Genomic DNA, 26,308 nt, shown 5'->3' with positions numbered 1-26,308 from the left:
TCCGCCACTGTCGACGATGAACATGCTCGTCTGATGGCACGGTGCTTTTCATCCCCCTTGAACGGCTATTTTGCGGTCGGCCAGGAGCCAAAGACCGCGGGTGGCCAGAAGGAGCAGGACGCACCATGCCGCCTGCACGGCGAGATGGGCCCAGGCTTCCCCGCTCGGTATTCGGCCCACGTAGAGGGACAACGGGATGTTGATGACACCTTGAAAGGGCAGCCAGGATGTCATGGTTTGGAACCACTGAGGGAAGAACCACAGGGGTGCGAGGGCCCCGGAGAGCAGATTCTGTAGGAACTGGTAGCTGAGCAGCGCATTGTGGTTCACCATGGTCCAAAAGCACACCAGGTCGACAGCGAGGGTGAACTGGTAGAGGAGGAACTGGCCCAGCAGGAAGGAGCACGCGGCGAACGCTCCGGCAGCGGCGCTTGCCGGGGGCTGCACCACGTCGAGTCCCAGCCCGGCAAGGAGGCCCACGAGCAGCCAACACGTGCAGTAGGCCTGGTCTCCGAGCCCGCGCAGCAGGTGGTACCGGCGCGCGGCCAGGGGGCGCAGAAACCAGTAGGCGACTGTTCCCTCCTGAACGTGCTGCGCGAGCGTGTCGCGTCGCAGGTAGCGATCGAGTCCCGCGCGCTGGCTGATCAACAGGGCGAGAACGGCGTACGTGACGGCTTGGTCACTCTCAAGGCCGGCCCTGCTGGGCGTGCCGTCGTACAGGGCACGCCAGAGGCAGACGACCAGGGTCATCTGGACAGCGGTGCGGGCGGCGGTGAAGGTGAGACGCACGGGTTGGTGCCACTCGGCGAGCGGGGAGATGCCGGCTATGCGCCAGGCCCGCCGCAGGTGCAGGAGTCGCATCAGGGGGGTGTGGTCGGGTATCAACTCTCACTCCGCTGCGGAGCGCGGTCGTCTGTGCCGGGGATGCGGTACGCAGCGCGTATGACGTCCTCTGTCTCGGGATCGGCGGTGGTGATGTCGAGGACGCGGAAGCGGGCGACCAGCTGGCGCACCACGTCCTGCCTGCGGATCGTGCGGGTGCCGTCGGGAGTGAACGTGAGGGTGCTTTCGCCTTGCGACGTGGCCCTGACGCCGGGGAGCACCACGTCGCCGGGCGGTTCTTCGAAGGTGACCCGTAGTCTCCAGCCCGTCCCGAAGCGGGAGCGGAGTGCGTCGAGCGGGCCGTCGAAGACGAGGCGGCCGTGATTGATCAGGGCCACCCGGTGGGCGAGACGGTCCACTTCCAGCATGTCGTGCGTGGTCAGCACGACCGTGCGGTGCCGTTCGGCAACCTGCTGGCGGAGGAAGCCGCGGACTTGTTCCTTGACGACGACGTCCATGCCGATCGTCGGTTCGTCGAGGAACAGCACCTTTGGGTCATGCAGCAGGGCTGCCGCGAGATCGCAACGGACCCGCTGGCCAAGAGACATGTGGCGCGCAGGGGTGTTCCAGAACTGCGAGAGTCCCAGCAATTCGTCGCATTCACCGAGGCGGCGGGTGTACTCCCGCCGGGCCAGGCCGTACATGTCTCGCAGGATGTCGAACGAGTCGCGTCCTGGCAGGTCCCACCACAGCTGACTGCGCTGCCCGAAGACGACCCCGATGGTGCGCGCGTTGGCGGCGCGGTTCGCGTGAGGGACGCGGCCGGCGACGTGCAGGGTGCCTGATGTGGGTGTCAGCACGCCGGTGAGCATCTTGATGGTGGTCGACTTCCCCGCTCCGTTCGGGCCGAGGAAGGCGAGCAGTTCACCGCGCTCGACGTCGAGATCGAGCTCGTGGACGGCGCGTCGCGTTGTATAGGCCGGCCGCGCGAGCGCGCGCAGCGCCGCGCGTTTCCCCGTGGCGCGAACCGGGATTCGGAAGTCCTTGGTGAGGTTGCGGGCGGAGATCATGGCCGTCGCTGCGGTGGTGCCGGGTGATGGGGTCATCAGGGTCCTGTGTCGGCTGTCGTGGAGCGCTGGACGCTGAGAGCGGGGCTTCAGGCCCCTGCGAGCCGGAGCCGTTCGGCCACTTCGCCGGCCAGGTGGGTGTAACCGGGTCCGCCCTCGACAGTGACGGTTTCCTTCTTGGCGTTGAACACCAGGACCCACAGCCCGGCCGACCAGGCCACTTCGTATTCTTCCGCGGTCCAGGGGCGGCCCCGCGCCACGGCGTAGGCGTTGAGGAACTCCTCGCTCTCGCTGAGGAGGGGGGTGTCGCCGGGATTGCCGGTAACACCGAACACGGCGCTGGCTTGCCCGGCGAGCGCGGCCTCCGGACGGCTGACCGCGCTGTCCCAGTCATGGACGACGAGGAGTTCGTTGCCGCGCCACCGGGTGTTCTGGGACTCGAAGTCGCCATGTCCGACGACGTCCGGCAGATCGCTCGCGGCGAGCCGGGCCCGCACTCGGTCCGCCGTCGTGTCGAGCCATCGCGGTCCGGGCGTTTCGTTGAGGTCGACATCGAGATCGTCGGGCTCGGGCCAGGTCCTGGTGTCGTCGTGGTCCCAGCCGATCCATGGCGGCGCCGGGGCCAGGGACGACACGTCGGCAACCGCCGGTGCGGCGCCGACGAGGCGGGCGAGCGCGGCAGCGAACAACGCCGGCGCGCCCTCGCGTGCCGCGAGCAGTGCTCCGCCCGGCACCAGACGCTCAGCGGTCGCCGTGAGCGCGCCCAGCGGGGTCGGCGCCACGAGCGGCTCCGGGCAGGGGAAGCCTCGCCCGTGAAGATGCTTCTGCACTTCGAAGCACCCGTGCAGCCGCTCCGCGAAGGGCCGGACCTTCACGACGACCTCACTGCCGTCAGCCAGCCGGACTCCGGCGGCCACCGACAGATGCACATGCTCGAAGAGGTACTCACCGACGGGTGAGCCGAGGTTGTCCCGGCACCAGTCCGACAGCTGTTCACGTGCGACCGACAGCACAATGGAATCCTTGAGGTTGACGAAGGTGAGCGCCAAGGGCGGCAGGTCAGTACCTGACCACGGGGTCGAGAGGGCTGGACCGCAATGGACGGGACCGACGCAGATCCCGGCTGATCGTGGTACGGCGAAGCCAGCGGTCCGTTCCGTCGTAGCGAGCCCGGAAGGGCCGCCGTCCGTGCACGGCACGGTAGTTGTCGACCAGCAGGATGTCACCGGGCACGAGCGGAACATCCGTGAGGGACGCGGACAGCCGCCGGCACAGGGCGTCGAGCGCCTCCCGGGCGGCTTCGTCACCCGGGAGTGCTGACATGTACGGGGGGTCCAGCCGCAGATATGGGGCCTGACGGGATCCGAACAGGACCGCCACTGGATGTTCCCATACGGCAGGTGTGGATTGCTGTGCCTGGGTGAGGTTACGCAGATGCTCAGTGTCCGGGCGTATGACGAACCGCGGCTGGAAGAGCAGGTCGACTTGGGCGGAGGTCAGGCTGGTGACGTCCAGCGCGGCGAGCGTGGTGGCGACCTGATCGTCGTTGCGCAGGCACAGCAGACCGAGGTAGTCACAGCGGTCGGAGCGGAAAGCGTCTTCTACGTGATAGTCGAGAACGGTGTCGCTGCTGTGGCCGGTCTGTTCGTCCTCCCGTCCGCGGATGGGAAGGATGTCGGTGACCAGACGCCCCTGCTGCAAGGAAGACCACGAAAACGGATCTCCGAGCTGAGTGGCCAGCAGGAGTAACCGGAAGTCGTCCGTGAGGGTGCGCGAACGATCCGTCTCCCGCCAGTGCGACGGCGTGGGCCCGGGCTCGGGATCCGCATACGGGTCACGGACCAGCAGCGCCGGCGTCGACTCCAGACGCCGCATCGCGTGCAAGTGCCGCAAGAGCGTTCCGGGCAGAGCGGCGGCCAGAGTGGGTGCCATGAGGAGGAACTGCTCGTCTTCGGTGCTGCGGTGCTCCCGCCGCAGCTCTTCGGCGGCCGAGCGCAGCGCCGAGGACTCCGCCGCGCTCAGCACGTAGGTCTCGTGCGTTGGCGCATCCCGCGGTGTTGGCGCTGCGGGTACTACGTGTGTGGTCATAGCCGCGCCCCTCGTGGTTGTCCCATGTCTGTGGGTCATACTCGACTGCCGCGCGGCTTGTGGCCGGCCGCCTCGGCAAGCAGCCGCCACAACTTGATCCACGGCTCCTCGGGGAAGGCCTGCCTCACCACCGCCTGGTTGCGGGCCAGAGCGGCGGCGTGCGCTGACGGCCCGCCGTGGAGGACATCCAGGAACGCGGACGCCGCCGCCCGGAAGCCCTCGTCGCTCACGTCGACGCGGGTACTGGTGAACTCATCACCGTAGATCTTCTGGAAGACCTCGTAGTCCGTGACGGCGACCGGAAGGCCGGCCACGGCCGCCAGTGCCGGACCGAGCCCGACGGTCTCCACGTCCGCCACAGACGGTGTGAACACCACACCGCCCGACGTCGCCCGGGCCAGCCGCAGCAGGTCGGTCTCGTCCAGATGATGCCGGCCGTCCGCGCTTGCGAAGCTGGCCAACGGAACCCCGTCGAGGAAGCGGACATCGTCGGCTACGCCGAGCCGTTCGGCCTGGGCCACGACCTGCCGCGCATAGGGCGGGTCCTCGGCGAGACTGCCGAAGACGAGCAGGTACGGCACCGGTCGGCCGCGCCGGAGGGCTTCCGCCTTCAGGGCCTCGAGGAAGGTGAGTGACACGTCGACGCCTTTGACGGCGAAGACGCGCACCGGTGCCAGCAGGACCGGTCGGCCCGGATCAAGGTGGTACTGGCCGGCGAAGGAGTGATGCCGTTCTTCGAGCGGGGCGGCGGTGACACGCGGCAGCACGTTCGGGGCGATGTACGGGGTCAGACCGGTTGGATAGGAGTACGCCTCAGCGGCAAGAGGCTCCGAGACCACGGCCCAGCGGGTGTGCGCGCTGGGCCGTGGCACCGGCGTGTACCGGTTGGGCCGGGACGGATACATCCGCTGCCCGGTGGTTTCGTCGTGGATGGCGCAGCTTTCGAATAGGTCGTGATCCCAGAACAGCACGCCGCCCGGCTTGTCGGCGTAGTACGCGGCAGCGGCCTCGTGGAGGGCGACCGTGACCGGCACCGCGTCGGACAGCGTCATGTTGAGCGCGAACACCCAGTCGATGCGGTGCCGCTCCAGCCAGTCGGTGAACCCTTGCCGGTAGGGCGCCGCAGCGGTGGCGATCCTGCGGGCAAGGGACCTGTGCTCGGCAGGGGTGAGCTGGTCGTGGCGTGCGACAGTGTCGCGGATGAGCACCAGTTCGGCGCCGATCCCGGCCCAGTCCGCGGCGTCTGTCACCGGACGGGCGTCGTCGACGACGAGCCAGTCCGGTGTATAGGGGCCGACGGGACCCGACGGAAAGAATCCCGGCTTGTCGGGGCGCCAGGTGTAGCCCAGATCGGCGATGACCTGGTCGTCTGCCACCCCGAGGCTTTTGCCGAGCTCGAAGACGTTGCGGAAGACGGTGAGCAGCCCGGAGACGGGCAGACCGTCCCCGGAGATCAAGCCAATGCGCATGATGGCCCTTCAAAGACGTCGAGGAAGGCGAACACGGGAACCGAGCACGCCGGTCACAGGACTTCGGTGTTGATGATCGCCTCCACCAGCGTCGCCCCCTCGGTGGTGAGCGTGACCGTGCCGGCGACCGGGTCCGAGAGGAGCAGTCCGCGTTCTTCCAGGGGACCGAACACAGCCTTCCACCGCGGCGAGAACAAAGAACTGTGAGGGAAGCGCCTCACGTGGACGGCCTCGCGCAACGGCTGGCACGTCGACAGTGCCATGCGCACGGACCTGACCTCACGCTCTGCTGCGCTGATCGACGTGATCGTCTCCAGCGGCAGCCGTCCCGAGGCGATGCCGCGCGCATAAGCCTGCGGGTCGCTCACCAGGTTCGCTTCCGACCCGCTGCTCCAGGTATAGCCGCCCAGACCGATGCCCACCTGCGGATACTGCTTGTCCTGGTCGAGATTGAGCGACCGCCACCGTTGCGGGCCGGCGCTTGAGCGCGGGAAGTAAGTGGTGGGGTGTTCGACATAGCCGGCCTCGTGCAGTTGACGAACGGCCGCATCACGCATCTGGTACTGCTCGCCCAGCGTGGGCCAGCGGTGGCCGGAGTCGCTGATGCGCCGGCGCACCTCGGCCCTCTCCCACGGCGTTGGCGCGATGTTCCCGATCGCCGAGGACACTTCGCCGAAGGACCGCAGATGCAGCTTGATCGCGACGACGGTGTCGAAGCCGAGCTCAATCATCCGCCGGACGTCGGACGAGAAGGACCGCACGTCCTGTCCCGGCAGCCCGTAGACGAGGTCGCCGTCGACCCGCGTGAACCCAGCCTCCCTCGCTTCGTACAGGGACCGTTCCGCGTCAGTGCCCGCGTGCCGGCGGTTGGCGAGGGACAGCAGCTTGTCGTCGAAGGACTGGATTCCGTACGTGAGGCTGGTGAAACCCATCGAGCGCAACACGCGGGCCATCTCAGGCGTCAGTGTGTCCGGGGAACTCTCGGCGCGCATGGAGGTGTCCGAGGTGAAGGTGAAGTGGGAGGTATAGAACTCCATGAGGCGTTCGAGGTCCGCAGCCGCGATCGCGGTGGGCGTACCTCCGAACAGGCAGAACTCGCCGATGGGGGTGGACGCCATGGAGGGGACCGCCTCCAGCCACAGGCGGGCCTCGGCAATGAGGTGGTCCACCCAGCGTCGGCCGGCGGCATGGCTGCGTTCCTCGTTGCCGCTCAGGACCATGATGGGGAACTGACAGAAGTGGCAGCGGTAGCGGCACAGGGGGATCATCGTCCACAGGTGGAAGCTCGGGGCTGTCGCCAACTCGCGGTCGAGATCGAGGAAGAACGCCTCCGGATCGTGCCCGGTCCGGTCGCCGGGGAACACGTGAGTGAACGCCTCGGCGAAGACGTAGCCCAGTAGCTTCTCGTTCGCGGGATCGGCCAGGACTTCTCGGACCGAGCTCGGTGGGAAGCGAGGGTCTGCGGACGCAAGGCTTTCCAGGGCGACACCGCGTGAGTAGTCCGCGCTGGGTAAGAAGTGCATGTCAGTCAATTGATCGCCTTAAATCGCGAGCGCACGGCTTCCGCTGAGCCGCCCCCGTCGAACGCTCAGCACGAAGGAGACGGGCGGAGGGCGGGCGGATCGATGAAGAGGGCGGAGCGGCGGCGCCGCACCGAACTCCTCCTGGTACGAGATGGGACGCTAACCCCCGCGTCTTTTGTTCGTCAAGCAAAAAAATACGAGGGGGGACAGGTGTCAGGTGTGCTGCTAGCAGGTTGCCTGATTGGCCCGAATAGGCCGTATCCTTATCGATTTCCGCAGCAAAGATGGCCGAAACCGGTGCCCCCATGGCCAAAAGCCCACCCCGCAGGCCGACATGGGGCTTTGTGCGCGCCAGTGGTTTACGGATCGCTGGCGCTGCTCTTCTGGGTCCCTCCGCGGCACCCGGCGTCCGGCGGGGTCGGTCACGGCCAAGTGTGGGTGAAATGGACAACCTTGGGGCGAGGGGTTGACGGCGAATATCTTGCTTACATGAAATAAGACTCTCCATGCCGAGGCGTGGCGGGTCCGAACAGGAAGCCGTACGAGCGTCTTCCGTACCGAGTCGAGAGCGAGGCAAGGCGTGGACGGGCACCTTTCGGCGAACGGGGAACCCTGGTGGAAGACCGCCACGATCTACCAGATCTACCCGCGCAGCTTCGCCGACTCCGACGGTGACGGGGACGGCGACCTGCGGGGCATCATCAACCACCTCGACCACGTCAAGGAGTTAGGGGTCGACGCGCTGTGGCTTGGACCGGTCTATCCCTCCCCGCAAGACGACAACGGTTACGACATCAGTGACTACCAGGACATCGACCCACTCTTCGGCACCCTGGCCGACTTCGACGCGCTGCTGGCGGCCGTCCATGGCCACGGCATGCGACTCATCATCGACCTGGTCGTCAATCACACCTCCGACGAGCATCCCTGGTTCGTGCGATCACGCGACGAGGGGCCCGGCGGCCCCCAGCGGGACTGGTACTGGTGGCGGCCGGCCCGAACCGGCCGCACACCGGGAACTCCCGGCGCCGAGCCCAACAACTGGGCGTCGTGGTTCGGCGGTTCGGCATGGGCCTACAACGCATCGGACGGCGAGTACTACCTCCACCTCTTCTCCTCCAAGCAACCCGACCTGAACTGGGAGAACACCGAGGTACGCCAGGCCGTTCACGAGATGATGCGCTGGTGGATCGAACGAGGCGTCGACGGTTTCCGACTGGACGTCATCAACCTCATATCCAAGGACCCCACGCTCCCGGACGGGCCCCGGCGGCAGTCGGCGAGATACGGACGCTACGGGGACGGCAAGCCGCACTACCTCAACGGCCCGCGCATCCACGCATACCTGACCGAAATGCGCCGCGAGGTGGTTCTCACCTCACCGCGCCCGCTGCTGATGGTCGGGGAGATGCACGGCACCTCCGTCGAGCAGGCCGCCCAGTTCACCAGACCCGAGCGTCTCGAACTGGACATGATCTTCCAGTTCGAGCACATGAGCCTGGACAACGGCCCCGACGGCAAGTTCGATCCCCGACCACTGCGGCTGACCGACCTCAAGCAGGTCATGACCCGCTGGCAGACACCCGCCGCCGGCTGGAACGCCTTGTTCTGGAACAACCACGACCACTGCCGCGTCGTCTCCCGCTACGGAGACGACAGCCCCGGCTACCGCACCAGGTCGGCCACCATGCTCGCCACCGTCCTGCACCTGCACCGGGGCACCCCCTTCGTCTACCAGGGCGAAGAGCTCGGCATGGCCAACGCCCCCTTCACTTCCATCGACGACTACCGGGACATCGAGTCACTCAACCACTACCAGCAGGCCGTCAGCCGCGGTGAGGCACCCGATCAGGTCCTCCGCGCCCTGCGGGCCCGAAGCCGGGACAACTCCCGCACACCTATGCAGTGGGACGACGGCCCGAACGCCGGCTTCTCCACAGGAAAGCCGTGGATCAGCGTCAATCCCGACCACAGCGCCGTCAACGCCGCGGCTCAACGCGCCGACCCCGACTCCGTCTTCCACTACTACCGGCGACTGATCTCCTTGCGCAGATCCGAGAGAACCGTCATCGAAGGCGACTTCACGATGCTGATGCCGGACGACGAGAGCGTGTACGCCTTCGTCCGGCGCAACCCGCACGACGGCGTCGAACTGCTCGTCCTCGGCAACTTCACCGGCCGCCAGACCACCGCCGACATACCCGACGGCTGGACGGGCGCTCCGGCCGTCATCACCAACACCGCGGGAGAAGCGCTCACCAGCGGACGACTCACGCTTCAGCCGTGGGAAGCCAGGGTGCACCGCCGCTCCGCCTGACCACGGCACCCGTCCGGTCAGGGCCCGTCATCCGCCCACCAGAACGTCTCTCCCGCCCAGTGTCGCCACGCCATGCCCGGATCGGTACAGCAGGCATGCGCGGATCCAGCTCATCCACCCCGCGCACGCAAGGAGCGAGCCATCGAACACAACGACCGTCCGCTCGGTGTCGGCATCGTCGGCTGCGGAGACATCTTCCAACGCTACGTCCGCGGGCTGCGGCAGTTCCCAGAGCTCCGCATCGTCCGCTGCGCCGACATCCTCCCCGACCGTGCCGCACGAGCGGCGAGCGAACAGGCCATACCCGCGACCGGGTCCACCGACGAACTTCTGCAGGACCCGGCAGTCGACCTGGTCCTCAATCTGACCCCACCGCTCGCCCACGCTCACGTCAGCCTCGCGGCCATCGAAGCCGGCAAACACGTCTACACGGAGAAACCCCTCGCAGCCGACCTCGCGGACGCCGCGCGCCTCGTTACGCGGGCCGCGCAACGAGGCGTACGGATCGGCACGGCCCCCGACACCTTTCTCGGCCGTTCCTGCCAGATGGCCCTGCAAGCCATACAGGCCGGGGACATCGGCGAGGTGATAGGGGCGACGGCCTTCGTACGACACTCCCGAGCCGAGCGCTGGCACCCTGACCCGGGCTTTCTCTTCCGCCCGGGCGGCGGGCCCGTACTCGACCTGGGTCCGTACACACTGACCCAGCTCGTGGCCTGCCTCGGCCCCGTGCGGGAGGTGGCCGCGACTTCCCGCGTCGGAGCACCCGAACGCACCGTCATCACTCCCGGGGTGCCCTCTCACACCATCCGCGTCGAGGTCCCCACACACGCCGGCGCGCTCCTCCGCTTCGCTTCGGGAGTCATAGCCACCGTGGTCATGAGCTTTGACATATGGCAAACCGACCTGCCGTTTGTCGAGATCTACGGAACACGCGGCACCCTCTCCCTTCCCAACCCCGCCAAGTTCACCGGCGAGGCACGCATCCGTCGCCACGATGACGATGACTGGTGGGTGCCTGCCGCGCCGACAGCGCCGGTCACCTCTCAGCAGTACACGCGCGGTCTGGGCGTCGCCGACCTGGCACGCTCACTCGCATGCGGCCGCCCCCACCGGGCGACAGCAGACCTCGGGTTGCACGTCCTGGAAGTGCTGAGGGCCATCGAAGACGCCGGCCCGACGACCGTCCAGATGATCGACAGCACGTGTGAACGCCCGCCCGCCCTGGCCCCGTCCGAAGGAGAGCCGTGCCCGACCACCGCCTGATCTTCCCCGCCCGGCGCCGGGTCGAACTCGAAGCCTACGAAACACACACTCCCGCGCCCGGCGAAGTGCGGGTGAGAACGACCCTCAGCCTCATGTCCACCGGCACCGAGAACATCGTCTTCAACGGCGCCTTCGCCGCGGGAACACACTTCGACCGTATCGGTGCCCTCCCCTTCCGGCCCGGCTACTTGGCCGTAGGGGTCGTGGAAGAGGTGGGCGACGGCGTGGACATGCGGCCAGGGCAGCGGATCGTTCACCGAAACGGCCACGGCACTCGGTTCACCGTTCCCCAAACGGCCGTGACCGCGATACCGCGGAACGTGCCGGATGAATGGGCCGTGTGGGCCACCATGGCCAAGATCGCTTTGCAGGCCACCCGTGTGGCGCCTTTCGGCCTCGGCGACGACGTGGTCATCATCGGCGCCGGCCCCGTGGGCCAGATGGCCGTCCGCTGGGCGAAGGCAGCCGGATGCCGGCGCATAGTGGCGGTCTCTCGCACACCTTTCCGTCTGGAATGGGCCAGACGGGGTGGAGCCACCCACACCGTCGCGGCTCCCTTCGCCGAGGCCGCGGCCGCGGTGGCCGCTGCTTGTGGCGGGCCGCCCCCCGTCATCATCGACACCACGGGCGAGGCGTCCGTTCTCCAGCACGCGCTGGGCCAGATCGGCATGTTCGGCACCGTGGTCCTCCTCGGCGACACCGGATTTCCCGGCGAGCAGCGGCTCACCTCCGACGTGATCATCAAGGGCGTCACCATCGTCGGTGTCCGCGACCGCCACCACCGCAACGGCTTCAGCGAAACGCAGTCCGTCGCCTACGTGCTCGACCTCATGGCCGATGGGCGGCTGGACTGCGGCGAACTCATCACTCACCGCTTTCCCGCCGCCCGGGCAGCGGATGCCTACCGACTGGTCAACGAGGAAAGGCGGTCCACCCTGGGTGTCGCCTTCACGTGGGATGAGCTCGTGGCCGGCAGCCATTCCCCGACCCGGTGATACCCCGACCGGGTCTGACATCGTCAGGACCAGCGGCCGGGGCGGCCTTCACGCCCTCCTCCCCGTCAGGCCCCTTGACGTTCCAATGTCCCGACAGGCCGCCGGATCGATCCGTGAACCACGCTTGACGTGGTCCTGCTTCGCCTTCCGTCCTACATGACATGTGTGCGATGACCTCGCCACGTGGAATGCCCATAGTCGCCGGCCTGGAGAGCCCGGAGAGCCCGGAGAGCCCGGAGCGGCCCGGAGCGGCGCGGACGGCGAGGGGGCCGCACTCTTGGCCGCAGCCAGTGCGGGCAGGTGCCCACGCTCCGCGTGTGGGCGGTCGCCGGCTGTCTCTCTGGCAGGGCTTCCCGGACCGGGACGGCCGCGTCCCGGTCCGGTTCAGAACCCCTGTAGGCGTGTGGGGTGTGGGAAAACCCGATGGCCCGAGGCGTCGAAGAGCATCAGTGCCCGTATGTCGACGAGGAGGGGAAGGCGCTCGCCACGTCGGTAGCTGACGCCTTGGCGGGCGCGGAGAACGAGTTCACCGACCTGGTAGTGGTTCGGCAGCGGTGGCGCGCTGTGCGAGGTGGGGCGGGACTGGCCGGGGCGGGTGCCGCGGACGCGACTGAGCAGGTTGCGGACGGTCGCGGTGAGGGGATTGCCGGCAGGTGACTCCTGATCGAACGACGTCGTAGGGGGCGGGTCCGCTGCCTGGGCGCCGACGGTGACATGGAGCAGCACCTCGTGGCCTTGGTACTCGACGTGCGTCACCGTTGCGGTCAGCGGGCGTTCGCAGGCGGTTGGTGCGGAGCTGACGCGCAGTGCCTCAGGCCGTAGGCCCACCAGGAGCTGCTGCCCCTGAACGACCCGCAGAAGTCGATGGGTATGTGCCATCTCCTGGGGCAGTACGAGCCTTTGAGACCCCAGGCTGATGGTCATGGGCCCGTCGATCGGTGCGTACAGCGTGCCGTGGACCAGGTTGATGCGCGGTGTCCCGACGAAGGAGGCGACGAAGGCGTTGGCGGGCAGGCTGTAGAGCTCGTGGGGTGTGCCGATCTGCTGTAGGGCGCCGTCGCGCAGGACGGCGATGCGGTCGCCGAGTGCCATGGCTTCGGCTTGGTCGTGCGTGACGTAGACGGTGGTGGCGCCGGTGCGGCGTACGACGGAGAGGATCTCGGTGCGCAGCCGCACGCGCAGGCGTGCGTCGAGGCTGGAGAGCGGTTCGTCCATGAGGAACACCGAGGGGCGGCGGATGACGGCCCGGCCCATGGCGACGCGCTGGCGTTCACCGCCGGACAGCTGGGCCGGGGTGCGGCTGAGCAGGGAGCGGATGCCGAGCCTGTCGGCGACGGCGTTCACCGCCTGGCCGGCGGCATGCTCGTCGTCGCCCCGGACGGCGAGGGGGAAGGCGATGTTCTCGGCGGCGGTCATGGTGGGGTAGAGGGCGAAGTTCTGGAAGACCATGGACACATCGCGTTCGCTGGCGGCCAGGTCGTTGGCCGGCCGTTGGTCGAGGAGGAGTTCGCCGCTGGTGATGGTCTCGAGTCCGGCGATCATGCGCAGCAGGGTGGATTTTCCGCAGCCGGAGGGGCCGAGCAGGACGAGGAACTCGCCGTCGTCCAAGTGCAGCGAGACGTCGTGGACGGCTCGGTGACCGCTGGGGTAGGTCTTGCCGAGCTGGTTCAGGGTGATGGCGCTTCCCACGGGGTGGCTCCTGGGGGTTCTGCGAGGAGGTACGGCCGGGCGGGTCGTCCTGCGGCCGCGCGGTGGGGCGATGGCCGGTTTCAGCGAGTGAGCTCGTCAGCGGTGGCCGCCAGGCAGGCGGCCACCAGGACCAGGTTCTTGAGGACGTATTGGCCTTCGAGCGTGGGCACGCCGTGGTGCCACATCTGCCCCGGCAACAGTGCGAGCGAGGTGAAGACACCGGCCATGTGCGCGAAGAACAGGGCCAAGGCGGGCCGTAACAGCAGGCCGGTGACCAGGGCCAGTCCGATCAGGGTCTCCGCGGTGCCCAGCAGCGGCAGGGACACGTGGGAGGACAGCAGGCCGCCGGTCAGCTTGGTCGTGGCGGCGGCCGCGATCTCCTCGGCCGGGCTGGCGGCGGGGAACAGCTTGAGCACCCCGAACCAGCAGTAGATGACACCCACACTGATGCGCAGAACCGCGACGCCGCGAGCCCGGTAGTACGCGGCCGCGCGCTGTGTGGTCGTTCGGCGGGCCGAGGAGGTGCGCACTGAGGGAGGGATCCGGTCGCGCGGCGGGCGGCGGGTGTGGCCGGGCGGGAACGAGGGGGCGTGGGGGTCGAGCATGGGGCCTCCGTGAGGCGACCGGCCCGGCGCGTGGCCGGGCCGGTGAGGGGAGGGGGGAAGGGCCCCGCGAGGTGTACGCCTCGCGGGGCCGGTGTGCCGTGGTGCCGGTTCAACCGCGTTCCGCTGGTGTCAGTTGAAGTTGACGTCGCTGCACAGGAAGTACTTCTGGTCCATGTGCGAGGCCTTCCAGACGGTCACCACGACGTGTCGTCCGCTGTAGCCGGACGTGCTGACGTCCGTGGTGTAGTGCGCCTGGTAGGGGTAGCGGCCGGTCTTCTTCACCAGCTCGAGGTCGTCCCACCCGATCATCTCGTACTCAGGGTTGAAGCCCTGCCTGGTGACGTAGACCTCCAGCCAGTCCGCGCCGTGCCGGGCCTCGTCGTAGAGGTCGACGGTGAAGTCGGAGCCGATGTCGGTCGTCTTCCACGGACCGGGACGGTCGAGCGGTCGGTAGTTCGTCTCGCCCTGACCGCCGGCGCTGCAGATCTGGCCGTCGGGGATGACCTGCTGGTAGTTGTCTCCGGTGTTGTTGGCGTAGACGGCCTTCCACGCGGTGATGGCGTTCGGGTTCTCGTGGTAGGTGCGGTAGCACATGGGGTCCTGCGCCTCGTTCGGCTCGCCGGAGCCCCAGCGTTGCAGGCAGCCGTAGTTGCGGGTCTCGGGGGTGATGACCGTGCCGTGTGCGGAGGCTGTCGGCGCCTGGGCGAGCAGGCCCAGCAGACTGGCGGCCAGGGCAGAGGCGCCCAGCGCGGTGCGGCGGCGTGCGGTCGCGGGTGAGCGTTTCATGGTGCTCTTCCTTCATGAGTCGGGTGTTCACCGGCCGATGCCGGCCCGTGAATTACGTGCGCATGTCAACTCGGTGGGGCGTTCAGGTGCTGCTGCGATCGCTCACCTCCCTTCGCGTGAGCTGCTTGCGGTGCGTGACGAGAGCCGGCAGCTCGGTCAGGGGCCACCGGCCGGGGCCGAGGGCGGCGATGAGAAGGAAGGCCCAACAGAACAGGGCCGCCGTCTCGCCGCCGTTCTCCAGAGGGAACAGCCCGTCGGGCTGGTGGTGGACGAAGTAGGCATAGGCCATGGACCCCGAGCACAGGATCGCGGCCGGCCGGGTGAACACCCCCAGCAGGACGAGTGCGCCGCCGGCGAGCTGGATGACCGCGGCCCACCATCCGGGCCACTGCCCCGGGCTGGGGGAGTGGCCGCCCTGGGGCCCGCCGAGGACGTGGAACAGCGTGGCTGCCCCGTGGCACGCGAACAGCAGTCCGATCACGATACGGAACAGGCCCAGGGCGGGGCCTTCATAGCGCGTGGGCGGCTCCACGGTGGTGCTCCTTTCGACGGGTACGCCGATGCCGCGGCTCGCAGACCGGCTGCGGGCGGTGGCCGACGGCGGCGCGGGCGTGCCGACGGCCACCGGGGGAGGTCAGGAGGTGAGGGTCCACTTCTGGCTCGCCCAGCCGCCGCAGTCCCACAGATGCAGGCGGGCGCCGTCGGCGGTGCTCTGGCCCTCGACGTCCAGGCAGCGTCCGGACTTGACGTTCTTCAGGGTGCCGTCGGACTGGAAGGCCCACTTCTGGCTGTCCCAGCCGCCGCAGTCCCACAGATGCGCCTTGGTGCCGTTGGCGGTGGCGCCGCCTTCGACGTCCAGGCACGTGCCGCCGGACTTCACCTGCTGCCCGTCGAGCACCCAGCTCATCGAGGCCGCATCGGCGCAGGACCACTGCTGGACGGCGGTGCCGTTGGCGGTGGAGCCGCCGGCCCGGTCGACGCACTTGGAGGTCGCGCCGTTGACGATGTTGCCGCCCGTGACCGGGCCGGGGCCGGGGGTGCCGCCGCCCGGTCCCCAGGCGTTCCAGTTGTCCCAGGTCTCGGCGTCGAAGCCGAGCCGGCCCAGCTTGTCGGCGGCCCAGTTGGTGCCGGACTTCTGGATGACGGTGCCGCCGACGGTGTAGTTCTCCAGCTTCAGGCCGCGGCTGTCACGCGTCTCGTTGCCGAGGGTCACCTTCTGCCCGGCGCTGTTGCTGTAGCGCTTGAGCAGGCTGACCTGGGAGGAGGGGTCCAGCTGGTTCCAGGCGTCGATCTTGAGGTTCTTGACGTGGATGTTCTCGGTGCTGGACAGGGCGAAGACGCGGATGGCGCAGTTGGTCATGCCCTCGACGGTGATGTTCTCGAAGGTCATGTTCTTCACCCACGCGCTGGGGTCGGCCGTGGTGGTCGAGCCCGTGTTCTCCCAGTGAGAGGAGGAGTTCAGGACGCAGGTGTTGTACTTGACGTCTTTCCAGTACATCCGGTTGTGGATGACGTGGGTGTTGCTGACCCGGACGTTGTCGATGGTGCGGGGGGTCCAGCCCCACTGGATGACGGGACCGTTCTCGTTCTTCCAGATGACGGTGTTATCGATGCTGACGTCGCTGTGGTACATCTTCAGCACGTCGTCGTTGGCGTTGAAGAACGTGTTCTTCATGGTGCTGCCGCGGTACAGCTCGATGCCGTCGGTCTGCCAGTACCAGGACCCGACCTGCTTGTAGTTGTCGACCCGCATGCTGAAGGTCTGCTCGTCGCCGTAGACCACGAAGGAGTGGTACGGCGGCTCGTTGATGGTCACGCCTTGCAGGTCCAGGTGCTGCTGGCGGCCCTGCGCGGAGGCGAACTGCAGCATCTTCACGCAGCTGGTGTGGCAGTTGGAGGCGCCGGAGAGGTGGTCGTAGTTGTTGTTGGTGTCCGCCTCGTAGACGTACTGCTCACCGGAGAGCACGCCGTAGCCGGTCACCTTGTACAGGCCCTGGCTGTCGTCGGGGAAGCGGATGGCGCCCTTCACGTACGCGCCGGGGGCCAGGTAGACCCACTTGACCTGCTTGGGCAGCAGGGCGTGGTACTTGGAGGTCATGTAGTAGGTGCCGGGCCTGAAGTAGACGATCTCCTCGCTGATCGTGTTGAGGTTGGTGACCTGGCCCTGCTGCGGGTAGTGGATGCTGCCGGAGGCCGCCGTCGGGATCAGCCGGTCCTTCTCCGTGCCGGTGGGCGCCGGCTCGGCGAAGATCATCATGGAGTTGCGGGGCTCGGTGTGGACGGCCCGGTTGCCGCCGCCGCCCTGGGTGGTCAGCTTGCCGGCGTCGTTCGCGGGGCCGGACATGTCGTTGTAGGCCGTGTACAGCTGCGGGGCGAACTCGACGGAGAACCGGTAACCCTTGGCGCCGTAGGGGACCTTGACGCGCACGGTCTTGCCGTCGACCAGTTCCTTGGCGAAGTTCAGGCTGCTCGGCTTGATCCTGACCTGGTCGGCCGAGGAGATCATCTGGCCGGTGCGCAGGGAGACGTCGACCCACACGTCCGTGGAGTACTGGAAGGAGGACCAGCTCATGGTGAGGTTCGCCGACGAGGAGAACTCGGCCCCGTCCTCCTTGGTGTAGCCGATCTTGCCCTTGCCGCCGCGCGGGATGCTCATGTACGCGAACGAGTCGTACCTGGTCGTCGGGGCCGCCGCGGTGGCGACCCGCACGTCGTAGAACGACGACCGCCGCACCTTGTCGTTCGCCACCGGGCTGGTGGTGTTGAACTCGTGGTTGTCGTGCCACCACGTCTTGAGCTGTGCGCTGTCGGCTGTGATGACGTCCGCGGCCACGGCGGCGGAGGCCGCCTGTTCCGGGGGCGTCCCCGCACTCGCCGCGCCGGCGGGCACCACGGCGGTGGCCAGGGCGAGTGCCAGGCCGGCGGCGAGCGCCGCCAGCCTGCTCAGTCTTGCTGCGGGCATGACGAAGTCCTCTTCTCATTGCTGGAGGGGCGGCGCCTCGGGCACCGCGCCTGCCGCAAGCCCTGCGCTGTGCCCCCAGAGGGCAGGCGTCAGGCTGCCGGCAGGTGCGGGAAGTCACGGGAAGGTGAGTCGCGCCGAGGCGGGTATGGCTGGGTTCGGGGCGGACACAGGGGTGCGGCGCGCGCTGTCCGAGCGGCTGCGCGGGCCGTCGGTTGATCGAGCTCCCTTCGCGCCGGTGTACCGGATGCGGGGATGCGTCCGGGGTCGTCCGGGAGACCGGGACGGGGTGTGTCTCCGGATCGCCCGGGCCTGGGACGCTCCCCGGATACGGGGGCCGGCCGGAAGGGCCGCCGTCCATGCGCTTCCAGCCGCCCTGCGGCCGGTTGCCGCGCCGCGGTCGCCAGATAACGTCGCGTCATTTCTTCTTCGTGTCAATGAAATGAACAAGATCTGTTTCGCGGATCAGCCGAGGGCGTTGGTGCCTGTGGGACAAATTCGCCCAAAAGTCCCGCATGCCACCAAGGGGCGGCCGCAATCACGGTTGCGTAACGCACTGTTTTCTTTCTTGACGCACTAAAACGCGGAGAGTCAGACTCATGCCCTACGCAGTCGACCGCGGCCGCCCAGGCGGCCGTCGAGACACCCAGGGGGCCCGGCGGCACGGTCGCCGTACTCGCCCTGCCGTCGACGGCCCGACCGGTCGGCACAGCAGTGCGGAGCCCAAGTGATACCGGTACCCCTCTTGACCGATCGCTGCTTCGGAGGCATGTGTGATGAGCCCGTCCAAGATCCGTTTCTCGGAGCTTGTCGGTGAGCAGACCCGCGCGGAGATCTTCGCGACCGTCCTCACCTCGGGCCCCATCTCGCGCACCCAGCTCGCGCAGCGACTCGGGCTGGTGCCGTCCAGCGTGACGCGGATGCTGCCGCCGCTTCTGGAGCACGACTATCTCCGCGAAGCCGACACAGCCCCCCAGGGACGGGGCCGGCCGCAGAAGATGCTCCAGGTCAACCCGGACAAGCACATCGTGGTCGGGGTGAAGATCGGCCCTGCCCAGGTGTCCGCGGTGGTCACCGACATGGCGGCCAAGGTGCTGGCCCGCGCCGAGGAGCCGATCGCCGACCGCACACCCGAAACCGCCCTGTCCGCCGCCGCGGCCCTGACCAGCAGGCTCCTTTCCGAGGCGCCTGAAGCGGCGGACCGGGTGCTGGGCCTCGGGATCGGCGTCAGCGGCCACGTCGACTCCGGTGCCGGGATCTGCCGCTACTCCGCGCTGCTGGACTGGAACAAGGTGGACGTGGCCGGGCCGCTGCGCGAGGCGACGGGTCTGCCGGTGGTCGTGAACAACGACGTCAACACCCTGGTGGTCGCCGAGCGCTGGTTCGGTCAGGGCCGTGATGTCGATTCCTTCGCCGTCGTCACGGTCGGCCCCGGCATCGGCTGCGGCCTCCTTCTCGACGGCACGCTGTTCTCCGGCGCGACCGGCCTGGCCGGCGAACTCGGCCACCTGCCCCTCGATCCCGCGGGGCCGATGTGCAGCTGTGGCCGCCGCGGCTGCCTGGAGGCCCTCGCCGGTGACCGAGCGGTCCTGCGCCACCTCCAGGACGCCGGTGTCCCCTGCGCCACCATCTCCGAAGCGATCGACCTCGCCCGCTCGCCCGGCGGCTCGGCCCGGACCGTCGCCCGTTCCGCCTTCGCCGAAGCCGGAACGGCCCTGGGCCGAGGGCTGGCCGGCATGTGCAACCTGCTGAACCTTCAGAAGATCATCATCGCCGGAGAGGGAGCGGTCGCCCATGACCTCTTCGGCCCGGCCATGTCCCAGGCGCTGGAGGCCCACGCCTTCTCCACCGCCGCCCGCGACTGCGACATCCACGTCGACCCCGTACGCCACGACCTGTGGGCCCGGGGCGCGGCCTGCCTGGTCATCCGGGACGCGGTCGGAGCCGCTCTCTCCTGACCCGGCCGCCCGAGCAGCATCACCGAACACGACCAAGACCCACGATGAGGATGTGACGTGCCCGAAAACCCGGCCGGCCCGGCCGACTCCTGGTGGAGCAACGCGGTGGTCTACCAGATCTACCCGCGCTCCTTCGCCGACTCCAACGCGGACGGTATCGGTGATCTCCAGGGCATCATCGAGCGCTTGGACTACCTGTCCGAACTCGGCGTGGACGTGTTGTGGCTCTCCCCGGTCTACCCCTCGCCGCACGACGACAACGGCTACGACATCAGCGACTACCAGGACATCGACCCGCTGTTCGGGACGCTGGCCGACTTCGACCGGCTGCTGGCATCGGTGCACGAGCGCGGCATGAAGCTGGTGATGGACCTGGTCGTCAACCACACCAGCGACGAGCACGCCTGGTTCACCGCCTCCCGCGACGGCGGCCCGGACGGCCCGCGGCGCGACTGGTACATCTGGCGCCCGCCCCGCGAGGGCATGGCACCCGGAACGCCGGGCGCGGAACCCAACAACTGGGAGTCGTGGTTCTCGGGCCCGGCGTGGACTTTCGACGCGGCGTCCGGCGAGTACTACCTGCACACCTTCTCCCGCAAGCAGCCCGACCTGAACTGGGACAACCCCGAAGTCCGGCAGGCCGTGTACGCGATGATGCGCTGGTGGCTGGAGCGCGGGGTCGACGGCTTCCGCATGGACGTCATCAACCTGATCTCCAAGGATCCGGCCCTGCCCGACGGGATCGTTCCCGAGGGCGCCCGCTACGGTTCGGGCCACCCGTACTACGTGTGCGGTCCCCGCATCCACGAGTACATCGCCGAGATGCACCGTGAGGTCCTCGCCGGCCATCCCCGCAGGCTGCTCACCGTCGGCGAGATGCCCGGCGTCACGGTGGAAGAGGCCAAGCTCTTCACCGATCCCGCCCGGCGGGAGCTCGACATGGTCTTCCAGTTCGAGCACGTCGGTCTCGACCAGGGACCCGGCGGCAAGTTCGACGTCCGGCCCCTGAAGCTGACGGACCTCAAGGCCAGCCTCGGCCGCTGGCAGACCGGTCTGGGCGACACCGGCTGGAACAGCCTCTACTGGAACAACCACGACCAGCCGCGCGTGGTCTCCCGCTTCGGTGACGACAGCCCGGCCTACCGCGACCGCTCCGCCAAACTGCTGGCCACCGTGCTGCACCTGCATCGCGGCACGCCGTTCGTCTACCAGGGCGAGGAACTGGGGATGGCCAACGCCCCGTTCACCCGCATCGACGACTTCCGGGACATCGAGTCGCTCAACCACCACCGCGACCAGACGGCCCTGGGAGTCGAGGAGGAGCACGTCATGGAAGGGCTGCGTCACCGCAGCCGGGACAACGCCCGCACCCCCATGCAGTGGGACGCCACCCAGCACGCCGGCTTCACCGCCGGCACCCCCTGGATCGCGGTCAACCCCGACCACACGCACGTCAACGCCAAGGCCCAGCTCGCCGACCCGGACTCGGTCTTCCACTACTACCGGCGCCTGATCGCCCTGCGGCACACCGAGCCCGCCCTCACCCACGGTGATTTCCACATGCTCCACCCCGACCACGAACAGCTCTACGCCTTCACCCGCCACGACGCGGCCACCGGCACCGAACTGCTCGTCCTGGCCAACTTCAGCGGAGCCGACCTCACCGTCGACCTGCCCCACGGCTGGGAGCACAGCGAGACCCTCATCGCCAACATCCCCGCCACCGCCCCTCTCACGACCCCGCACACCCTGCAACCGTGGGAAGCCCGCGTCCACCGCCGCACCACCGGCTGAACCGCCCGCCCTTGCCGCAACGTCGCACCCCGAGGAACATCCATGAACAACCCGCGCATCCGCCCAGCCCTGCGCAGAAGGCCGCTCCTGCTCGCCGCCTGCGCCCTGGCCCTGCTGACCCCGCTGACCGCCTGCGGCGGCTCCGGCACCGCCGAGGGCGACGGCAAGACCCTGCGCCTGTGGCACTACGAGGACAAGGACGGCGCCCTGGGCAAGGCGTGGGCCGCGGCCATCGCCGAGTTCAAGAGGACACACCCCGACGTGAAAGTCGTCTTCGAGCAGAAGACGTTCGAACAGATCCAGCAGAACGCCGGCATGATCCTCAACTCCGACAAGGCGCCCGACGTCATGGAGTACAACAAGGGCAACGCCACCACCGGTCTGCTCGCCAGGCAGGGACTGCTCACCGACCTCACCGCGGCTGCCGAGGAACGCGGCTGGGACAAGAAGATCGGCGACAGCGCTTCCGTCACCGCCCGCTACGACGCCAAGGGCGAGATGGGCGGCGACAAGTGGTACGGCATACCCAACTACGGCGAGTTCGTCCTCACCTACTACAACGACGACCTGTTCAAGAAGCACGGTGTCGCCAAGCCCACCGACTTCAAGAGCTTCGAGGCCGCGCTGGCCAAGTTCAAAGCCGCCGGAATCACCCCGCTCGCCAACGCCGGCAACGACCACCCCGCCGGCCACTATCTCTACCTGCTCGCCCTGTCCAAGGCGAACGACACCTGGGTCGACGACTACCAGCTCTACAAGGGCGAGATCGACTTCCACGGCAGCGAGATGGCCTACGCGGTGAACAAGTACAAGGAGTGGCTCGACAAGGGCTACTTCGACAAGAAGGACGTCGGCCTCAAGGGCAGCGACATGACCGAGCAGTTCGTCTCCCAGAAGCGCCCCATCATGGTCGGTGGCAACTGGTGGTTCGGCGGCCTGTCCACCGACATCACGGATTTCGAGTGGTCCACCGCCCCCTACCCCGGCAGCGAGAAGACCCCCGGCTCCGGGGGCAACCACTGGGTCGTCCCCACCAAGGCCAAGAACAAGCGGCTCGCCGAAGACTTCATCGACATCACCATGTCCGAAAAGATCCAGAAGCTCATCGGCGAAGAGGGCAACGTCCCCCTCGCGGCCGAGGCGGACACCATCACCAACGCCAAGGCCAAGGAACTGATCACCGCGTTCAACGCCTACCAGGACAACAAGGGGCTGGCCTTCTACCCGGACTGGCCGGTGGCCGGCTACTACGACACGTGGCTGGGCGCCACCCAGAATCTGATGAACGGCGCCAAGCCCGACGCGGTCCTCGACGAACTCGCGGCCCCGTACGAGAAGTACATCGCCACCAGGTCCTGACGTCTCCGCGCCGGCCGCCGCTTCCCCGGCGGCCGGACACCCCGCGTTCCGGGGACGGCGCCCGGCCCGGCCGGACCGCCGTCCCGCCCACCTAGGAGCAACAGTGAAACCCACACGTCACCCGCGGTCCACGACGGGGTACGCCGCCTTCCTCGCACCGGGCCTGCTGCTGAGTCTGCTCTTCCTCGTCGTCCCGCTGGTGATGACCTTCTACTACAGCCTTACCGCATGGCAGGGCATCGGCGATCCCGTCTTCATCGGCGCGGACAACTACACCCGGCTCTTCCAGGACGCCGACTTCTGGGCTTCCTTCCGCAACATCGCCTTCGTCATCATCGGCATCGCCGTGGTGCCCACCCTGCTCGGGCTGTTCCTGGCCGCGCTGCTGTTCGACTACATCGGCAAGAAGCACGGTGACGCAATCGTCGGCGTCTTCCGCTCCGGCCTCTACCTGCCGCAGGTCATCCCCGTCGCCGTCACCGGCCTGATGTGGGGATGGATCCTCGCCCCCGAAGGCGCCGTCAACAGCATCCTCAAGACCATCGGACTGTCCTCGCTGGCCCAGAACTGGCTCGGCGACCCCGACCTCGCCCTCTGGGTCGTCCTCGGCGTCCTGGTCTGGATGCAGCTCGGCTATCCCCTGGTGCTGTTCCTGTCCGGCCTCCAGCGCATCGACCCCGAGCTCTACGAGGCCGCCTCCCTCGACGGCGCGTCCTGGTGGCAGCGCTTCACCCGCATCACCGCGCCCATCCTGCGGCCCGAGGTCTACGTCGTCCTCGTCACCACCACCATCGCCGGCCTGAAGGTCTTCGCCCAGATCTTCGTCCTCACCGGCGGAGGCCCCGGCAACTCGACCCTCGTCCCCGCGTACTTCGCCTACCAGAACTTCTTCGAGCGCGCCGACGTCGGCTACGGATCGGCCATCTCCAGCACGATCACCCTGCTCGTGCTGCTCATCGCCGCAGCGATGCTCACCCGCCAGGCCCGCGAGGACGGATGACCATGACCCTCGACACCACCACTCCCACCGCGCCTCCCGTCCGCGAGACCGCGCCACCGGGCCACGCCGCCCCGAAACGCCGCCGGAAGAGCACGGCCGGTGGCCGGGGCCCGGGATCCTACGCCGTCGTGGCCGCCGTGACCGTCTTCGTCCTGGCCTTTCTCGCGCCCTTCCTGGTCATCCTGGTCAACTCCTTCAAGACGAGCGCCGACTACCGCGCCAACGGCTCGCTCTCCTGGCCCGAGCAGTGGAACTGGGGCATCGTCGGCGACGTCTGGGCACGCGTCGACTTCACCCAGAAGCTGATCAACAGCGTCCAGATCAGCCTCGGCGTCGTCGTGCTCGCCGTCGTCCTGGCCCTCTTCAACGCCTACGCCATCGGCATCGGCCGGATCCGCTGGCGCACCGCCTTCCTCGTCTTCTTCCTCGGCGTCAACGTCCTGCCGCAGGAGGGTCTGGTCTACCCCGTCTACTACCTGTTCAAGGAGCTGGGCCTGTACGACGGCAAGCTGGGCTACACCATCCTCGTCGGAATCACCTACAGCGCCTTCGGCACATACCTGCTGTCCTCCGTCTTCAGCAGCTTCCCCAAGGAACTCATCGAAGCGGCCTCGCTCGACGGCGCGGGCCGCTGGACCATCCTCTGGCGCATCATCCTGCCGATGAGCTGGCCCACCCTGTCGGTGATGTGCGTCTTCTTCTTCGTCTGGAGCTGGAACGAGTTCCTCTATCCCCTCGTCCTGCTCATCTCCAACGACAACCAGACGGTCCCCCTCGGCCTGTCCGCCATGCAGGGCCAGTACACCAGCAACCCCACCGCCCTGAGCGCTGCCGCCCTCCTCGGCGTCATCCCCATGGTCGTCTTCTTCCTCATCTTCCAGCGCTCCCTCACCCGCGGCGTCACCGCCGGCGCCGTCAAGTAACCCCTGAGGGCCCATGCCGCCCCGGATCCGGATCTTCAGCCGCCCCGCGACCGGATCCGGGGCACGACCATCACGTCCCGGGAAGGCCGTCCTCGCTCCGCCGGGAAAACCCCGGCTCCCTCGTGAGCGACGGCCGACACGAACGGTACGTGGCCGTCGCCGCACGAGATCGGTCCCGGCGGGGGCAGGGATCTCAGGCGCCGCTCCGCCCGCGCCGCGCCACCCGCTTCACCAGCGGCCAGGCCAGCAGCAGCGCGATCACCGCGTACACCGTCACCGCGAACGGCGTGTCGACCAGGCCGGTGACGCTGCCGTCGCTGATCTGCAGGGCGCGCCGCAGCTGCTGTTCCGCGCCCGGGCCGAGGATGACGCCGATGACGGCGGGCAGAACCGGCAGGCCGTAGCGCCGCATGCCGAAGCCGATCAGGCCGATGACCAGCAGGATCACCAGATCGACGACCTCTCCGCCGACCGCGTAGGCGCCGACGGCCGCGAAGAAGAGGATGCCCGCGTAGAGGTAGGGGCGCGGGATGCGCAGCAGCTTCGCCCACAGCGGCGCGAGCGGCAGGTTCAGGGCGAGCAGCAGCACCATGCCGACGAAGAGGGAGGCGATCAGCCCCCACACCAGATCGGGCTCCCGCTCGAACAGCAGGGGGCCCGGCTGAATGCCGTACTGCTGGAAGGCGGCCAGCATCACCGCCGCGACCGCCGTGGTCGGCAGGCCCAGGGTCAGCATGGAGACCAGGGTGCCCGCCGCCGAGGCCGACGCCGCCGACTCCGGGCCCGCGACGCCCTCGATCGCGCCCTTGCCCCACTCGTCCTCGTGCTTCGACAGACGCTTCTCCATGACGTACGACAGGAAGGTGGGGATCTCGGCGCCACCCGCCGGGATCGCGCCGAACGGGAAGCCGATGAACGGCCCGCGCAGCCAGGACTTCCACGTCCGCCGCACATCACCGCGGCCCAGCCAGGGCCGGCCCACCGGGATCGGCTCGGCCGGCCGGCGCCGCAGATGGGCGGAGACCCACAGGGCCTCGCCGATCGCGAAGAGACCGACCGCGACGATCACCACGTCGATGCCGTCCGCCAGTTGCAGGGAGCCGAAGGTCAGGCGCTGCTGCCCGGTCATCTGGTCCAGGCCCACCAGACCGATGGTGAGGCCGATCAGCAGGGAGGCCAGACCACGGATACGGGAGGAGCCCAGCACGGACGTCACCGCGATGAACGCCAGCACCATGAGGGCGAAGTAGTCCGGCGCGCCGATGTCCACCGCCAGGTCCGCGACCGTCGGCGCCAGCGCCACCAGCAGGACGGTGCCGACCATGCCGCCCGCGAAGTGGCCGATGGCCGCCGCCGCGAGCGCCTGGGCGCCACGCCCCGCCTTGGCCATGGGGTTGCCCTCCATCGCCGCGACGACGGCGGCGCTCTCACCGGGGGTGTTGAGCAGGATCGAGGTGGTCGAGCCGCCGAACATCGCGCCGTAGTAGATGCCCGCGAACATGATGAACGCGCCGGTGGGGTCCAGTCCGTACGTCACCGGCAGCAGCAGCGCGACCGCCATCGCGGGACCGATGCCCGGCAGGACGCCGATCGCCGTGCCGAGCAGCACGCCGAGCGCGGCCCACAGCAGGTTGAGCGGGGACAGGGCCGTGCCGAAGCCGTCCAGGAGGGAGGTGAGGGCGTTCATG

20 protein-coding genes are annotated in these 26,308 nt (G+C 68.4%); 8 read left to right on the top strand and 12 right to left on the bottom strand.

All coding sequences use genetic code 11. From position 1 onward, the window contains the following. Positions 1–48: 48 nt before the first annotated feature. From AB0L74_RS14275 to AB0L74_RS14250, 6 genes are read right to left on the bottom strand one after another with little or no spacing between them, the layout of a single operon-like run. Entirely contained in the window at positions 49–861 is an 813-nt protein-coding gene (locus AB0L74_RS14275) for an ABC-2 family transporter protein (protein WP_365650391.1), read from the bottom strand. Positions 862–881: 20 nt separating this feature from the next. Beyond that, positions 882–1,928 (bottom strand): ATP-binding cassette domain-containing protein, encoded by a 1,047-nt coding sequence (locus AB0L74_RS14270; RefSeq protein WP_365650388.1) that lies wholly within the window; start codon positions 1,926–1,928, stop codon positions 882–884. A 50-nt stretch (positions 1,929–1,978) separates the two neighbouring features. Beyond that, the gene (locus tag AB0L74_RS14265) at positions 1,979–2,938 is read right to left on the bottom strand and encodes a phosphotransferase (protein WP_365650385.1); all 960 of its coding nucleotides are present in this window, start codon (positions 2,936–2,938) and stop codon (positions 1,979–1,981) included. 10 nt (positions 2,939–2,948) lie between these two features. Then, complete coding sequence (gene gntD / locus AB0L74_RS14260; RefSeq protein WP_365650382.1) at positions 2,949–3,977, bottom strand: guanitoxin biosynthesis L-enduracididine beta-hydroxylase GntD; 1,029 nt, start codon at positions 3,975–3,977, stop codon at positions 2,949–2,951. Between the two features lie 35 nt (positions 3,978–4,012). Then, positions 4,013–5,446 (bottom strand): hypothetical protein, encoded by a 1,434-nt coding sequence (locus AB0L74_RS14255; protein ID WP_365650379.1) that lies wholly within the window; start codon positions 5,444–5,446, stop codon positions 4,013–4,015. A 53-nt stretch (positions 5,447–5,499) separates the two neighbouring features. Then, on the bottom strand, positions 5,500–6,969 hold the full coding sequence (locus AB0L74_RS14250) for a radical SAM protein (protein WP_365650672.1): 1,470 nt from the start codon (positions 6,967–6,969) through the stop codon (positions 5,500–5,502). Between the two features lie 580 nt (positions 6,970–7,549). Here AB0L74_RS14250 and AB0L74_RS14245 point away from each other — a divergent pair. From AB0L74_RS14245 to AB0L74_RS14235, 3 genes are all read left to right on the top strand, one after another. Beyond that, complete coding sequence (locus AB0L74_RS14245) at positions 7,550–9,286, top strand: alpha-glucosidase (protein ID WP_365650377.1); 1,737 nt, start codon at positions 7,550–7,552, stop codon at positions 9,284–9,286. Positions 9,287–9,358: 72 nt separating this feature from the next. Then, positions 9,359–10,552, top strand: coding sequence for a Gfo/Idh/MocA family oxidoreductase (locus AB0L74_RS14240; RefSeq protein WP_365650374.1), 1,194 nt, complete (start codon positions 9,359–9,361; stop codon positions 10,550–10,552). After that, a complete protein-coding gene (locus tag AB0L74_RS14235) occupies positions 10,534–11,547 on the top strand; it encodes a zinc-binding alcohol dehydrogenase (RefSeq protein ID WP_365650371.1) in 1,014 nt (337 codons plus the stop codon). Before AB0L74_RS14240 ends, AB0L74_RS14235 begins: the two co-directional genes overlap by 19 nt. Before the next feature lie 384 nt (positions 11,548–11,931). Here AB0L74_RS14235 and AB0L74_RS14230 read toward each other — a convergent pair whose 3' ends face one another. The 5 genes from AB0L74_RS14230 to AB0L74_RS14210 form a co-directional block, all read right to left on the bottom strand. Further along, positions 11,932–13,236 carry an ABC transporter ATP-binding protein gene (locus AB0L74_RS14230; protein ID WP_365650368.1) on the bottom strand — a complete coding sequence of 435 codons (1,305 nt, stop codon included), beginning with the start codon at positions 13,234–13,236 and terminating at the stop codon, positions 11,932–11,934. Between the two features lie 80 nt (positions 13,237–13,316). Further along, entirely contained in the window at positions 13,317–13,841 is a 525-nt protein-coding gene (locus AB0L74_RS14225) for a DoxX family membrane protein (protein WP_365650365.1), read from the bottom strand. Between the two features lie 129 nt (positions 13,842–13,970). Then, positions 13,971–14,627: a lytic polysaccharide monooxygenase auxiliary activity family 9 protein gene (locus AB0L74_RS14220; protein WP_365650362.1), complete on the bottom strand. Its 657-nt coding sequence runs from the start codon at positions 14,625–14,627 to the stop codon at positions 13,971–13,973. A gap of 82 nt (positions 14,628–14,709) precedes the next feature. Then, positions 14,710–15,159, bottom strand: coding sequence for a DoxX family protein (locus AB0L74_RS14215; protein ID WP_365650359.1), 450 nt, complete (start codon positions 15,157–15,159; stop codon positions 14,710–14,712). Between the two features lie 102 nt (positions 15,160–15,261). Beyond that, on the bottom strand, positions 15,262–17,589 hold the full coding sequence (locus tag AB0L74_RS14210) for a family 49 glycosyl hydrolase (protein WP_365650357.1): 2,328 nt from the start codon (positions 17,587–17,589) through the stop codon (positions 15,262–15,264). A gap of 773 nt (positions 17,590–18,362) precedes the next feature. On the opposite strand from AB0L74_RS14210, the gene AB0L74_RS14205 reads away from it, so the two are divergent. The 5 genes from AB0L74_RS14205 to AB0L74_RS14185 all read left to right on the top strand — a co-directional run bounded on the left by AB0L74_RS14205 (position 18,363) and on the right by AB0L74_RS14185 (position 24,620). After that, positions 18,363–19,544 carry an ROK family protein gene (locus tag AB0L74_RS14205; RefSeq protein WP_365650354.1) on the top strand — a complete coding sequence of 394 codons (1,182 nt, stop codon included), beginning with the start codon at positions 18,363–18,365 and terminating at the stop codon, positions 19,542–19,544. Positions 19,545–19,601: 57 nt separating this feature from the next. Then, entirely contained in the window at positions 19,602–21,338 is a 1,737-nt protein-coding gene (locus tag AB0L74_RS14200) for an alpha-glucosidase (protein WP_365650351.1), read from the top strand. Between the two features lie 42 nt (positions 21,339–21,380). Beyond that, positions 21,381–22,697: an extracellular solute-binding protein gene (locus AB0L74_RS14195; protein ID WP_365650348.1), complete on the top strand. Its 1,317-nt coding sequence runs from the start codon at positions 21,381–21,383 to the stop codon at positions 22,695–22,697. 103 nt (positions 22,698–22,800) lie between these two features. Further along, positions 22,801–23,697 carry a sugar ABC transporter permease gene (locus AB0L74_RS14190; RefSeq protein ID WP_365650346.1) on the top strand — a complete coding sequence of 299 codons (897 nt, stop codon included), beginning with the start codon at positions 22,801–22,803 and terminating at the stop codon, positions 23,695–23,697. A gap of 2 nt (positions 23,698–23,699) precedes the next feature. Beyond that, on the top strand, positions 23,700–24,620 hold the full coding sequence (locus AB0L74_RS14185; RefSeq protein ID WP_365650343.1) for a carbohydrate ABC transporter permease: 921 nt from the start codon (positions 23,700–23,702) through the stop codon (positions 24,618–24,620). Between the two features lie 193 nt (positions 24,621–24,813). Here AB0L74_RS14185 and AB0L74_RS14180 read toward each other — a convergent pair whose 3' ends face one another. Further along, positions 24,814–26,307: a tripartite tricarboxylate transporter permease gene (locus AB0L74_RS14180; protein WP_365650340.1), complete on the bottom strand. Its 1,494-nt coding sequence runs from the start codon at positions 26,305–26,307 to the stop codon at positions 24,814–24,816. Position 26,308 lies beyond the last annotated feature (1 nt).

It is taken from the genome of Streptomyces sp. NPDC052020 (assembly GCF_040680575.1).
GTDB lineage: Bacteria > Actinomycetota > Actinomycetes > Streptomycetales > Streptomycetaceae > Streptomyces.
The sequence above is the reverse complement of the archived record's forward strand: the minus strand, read 5'-3'. Positions and strand labels throughout refer to the sequence as shown.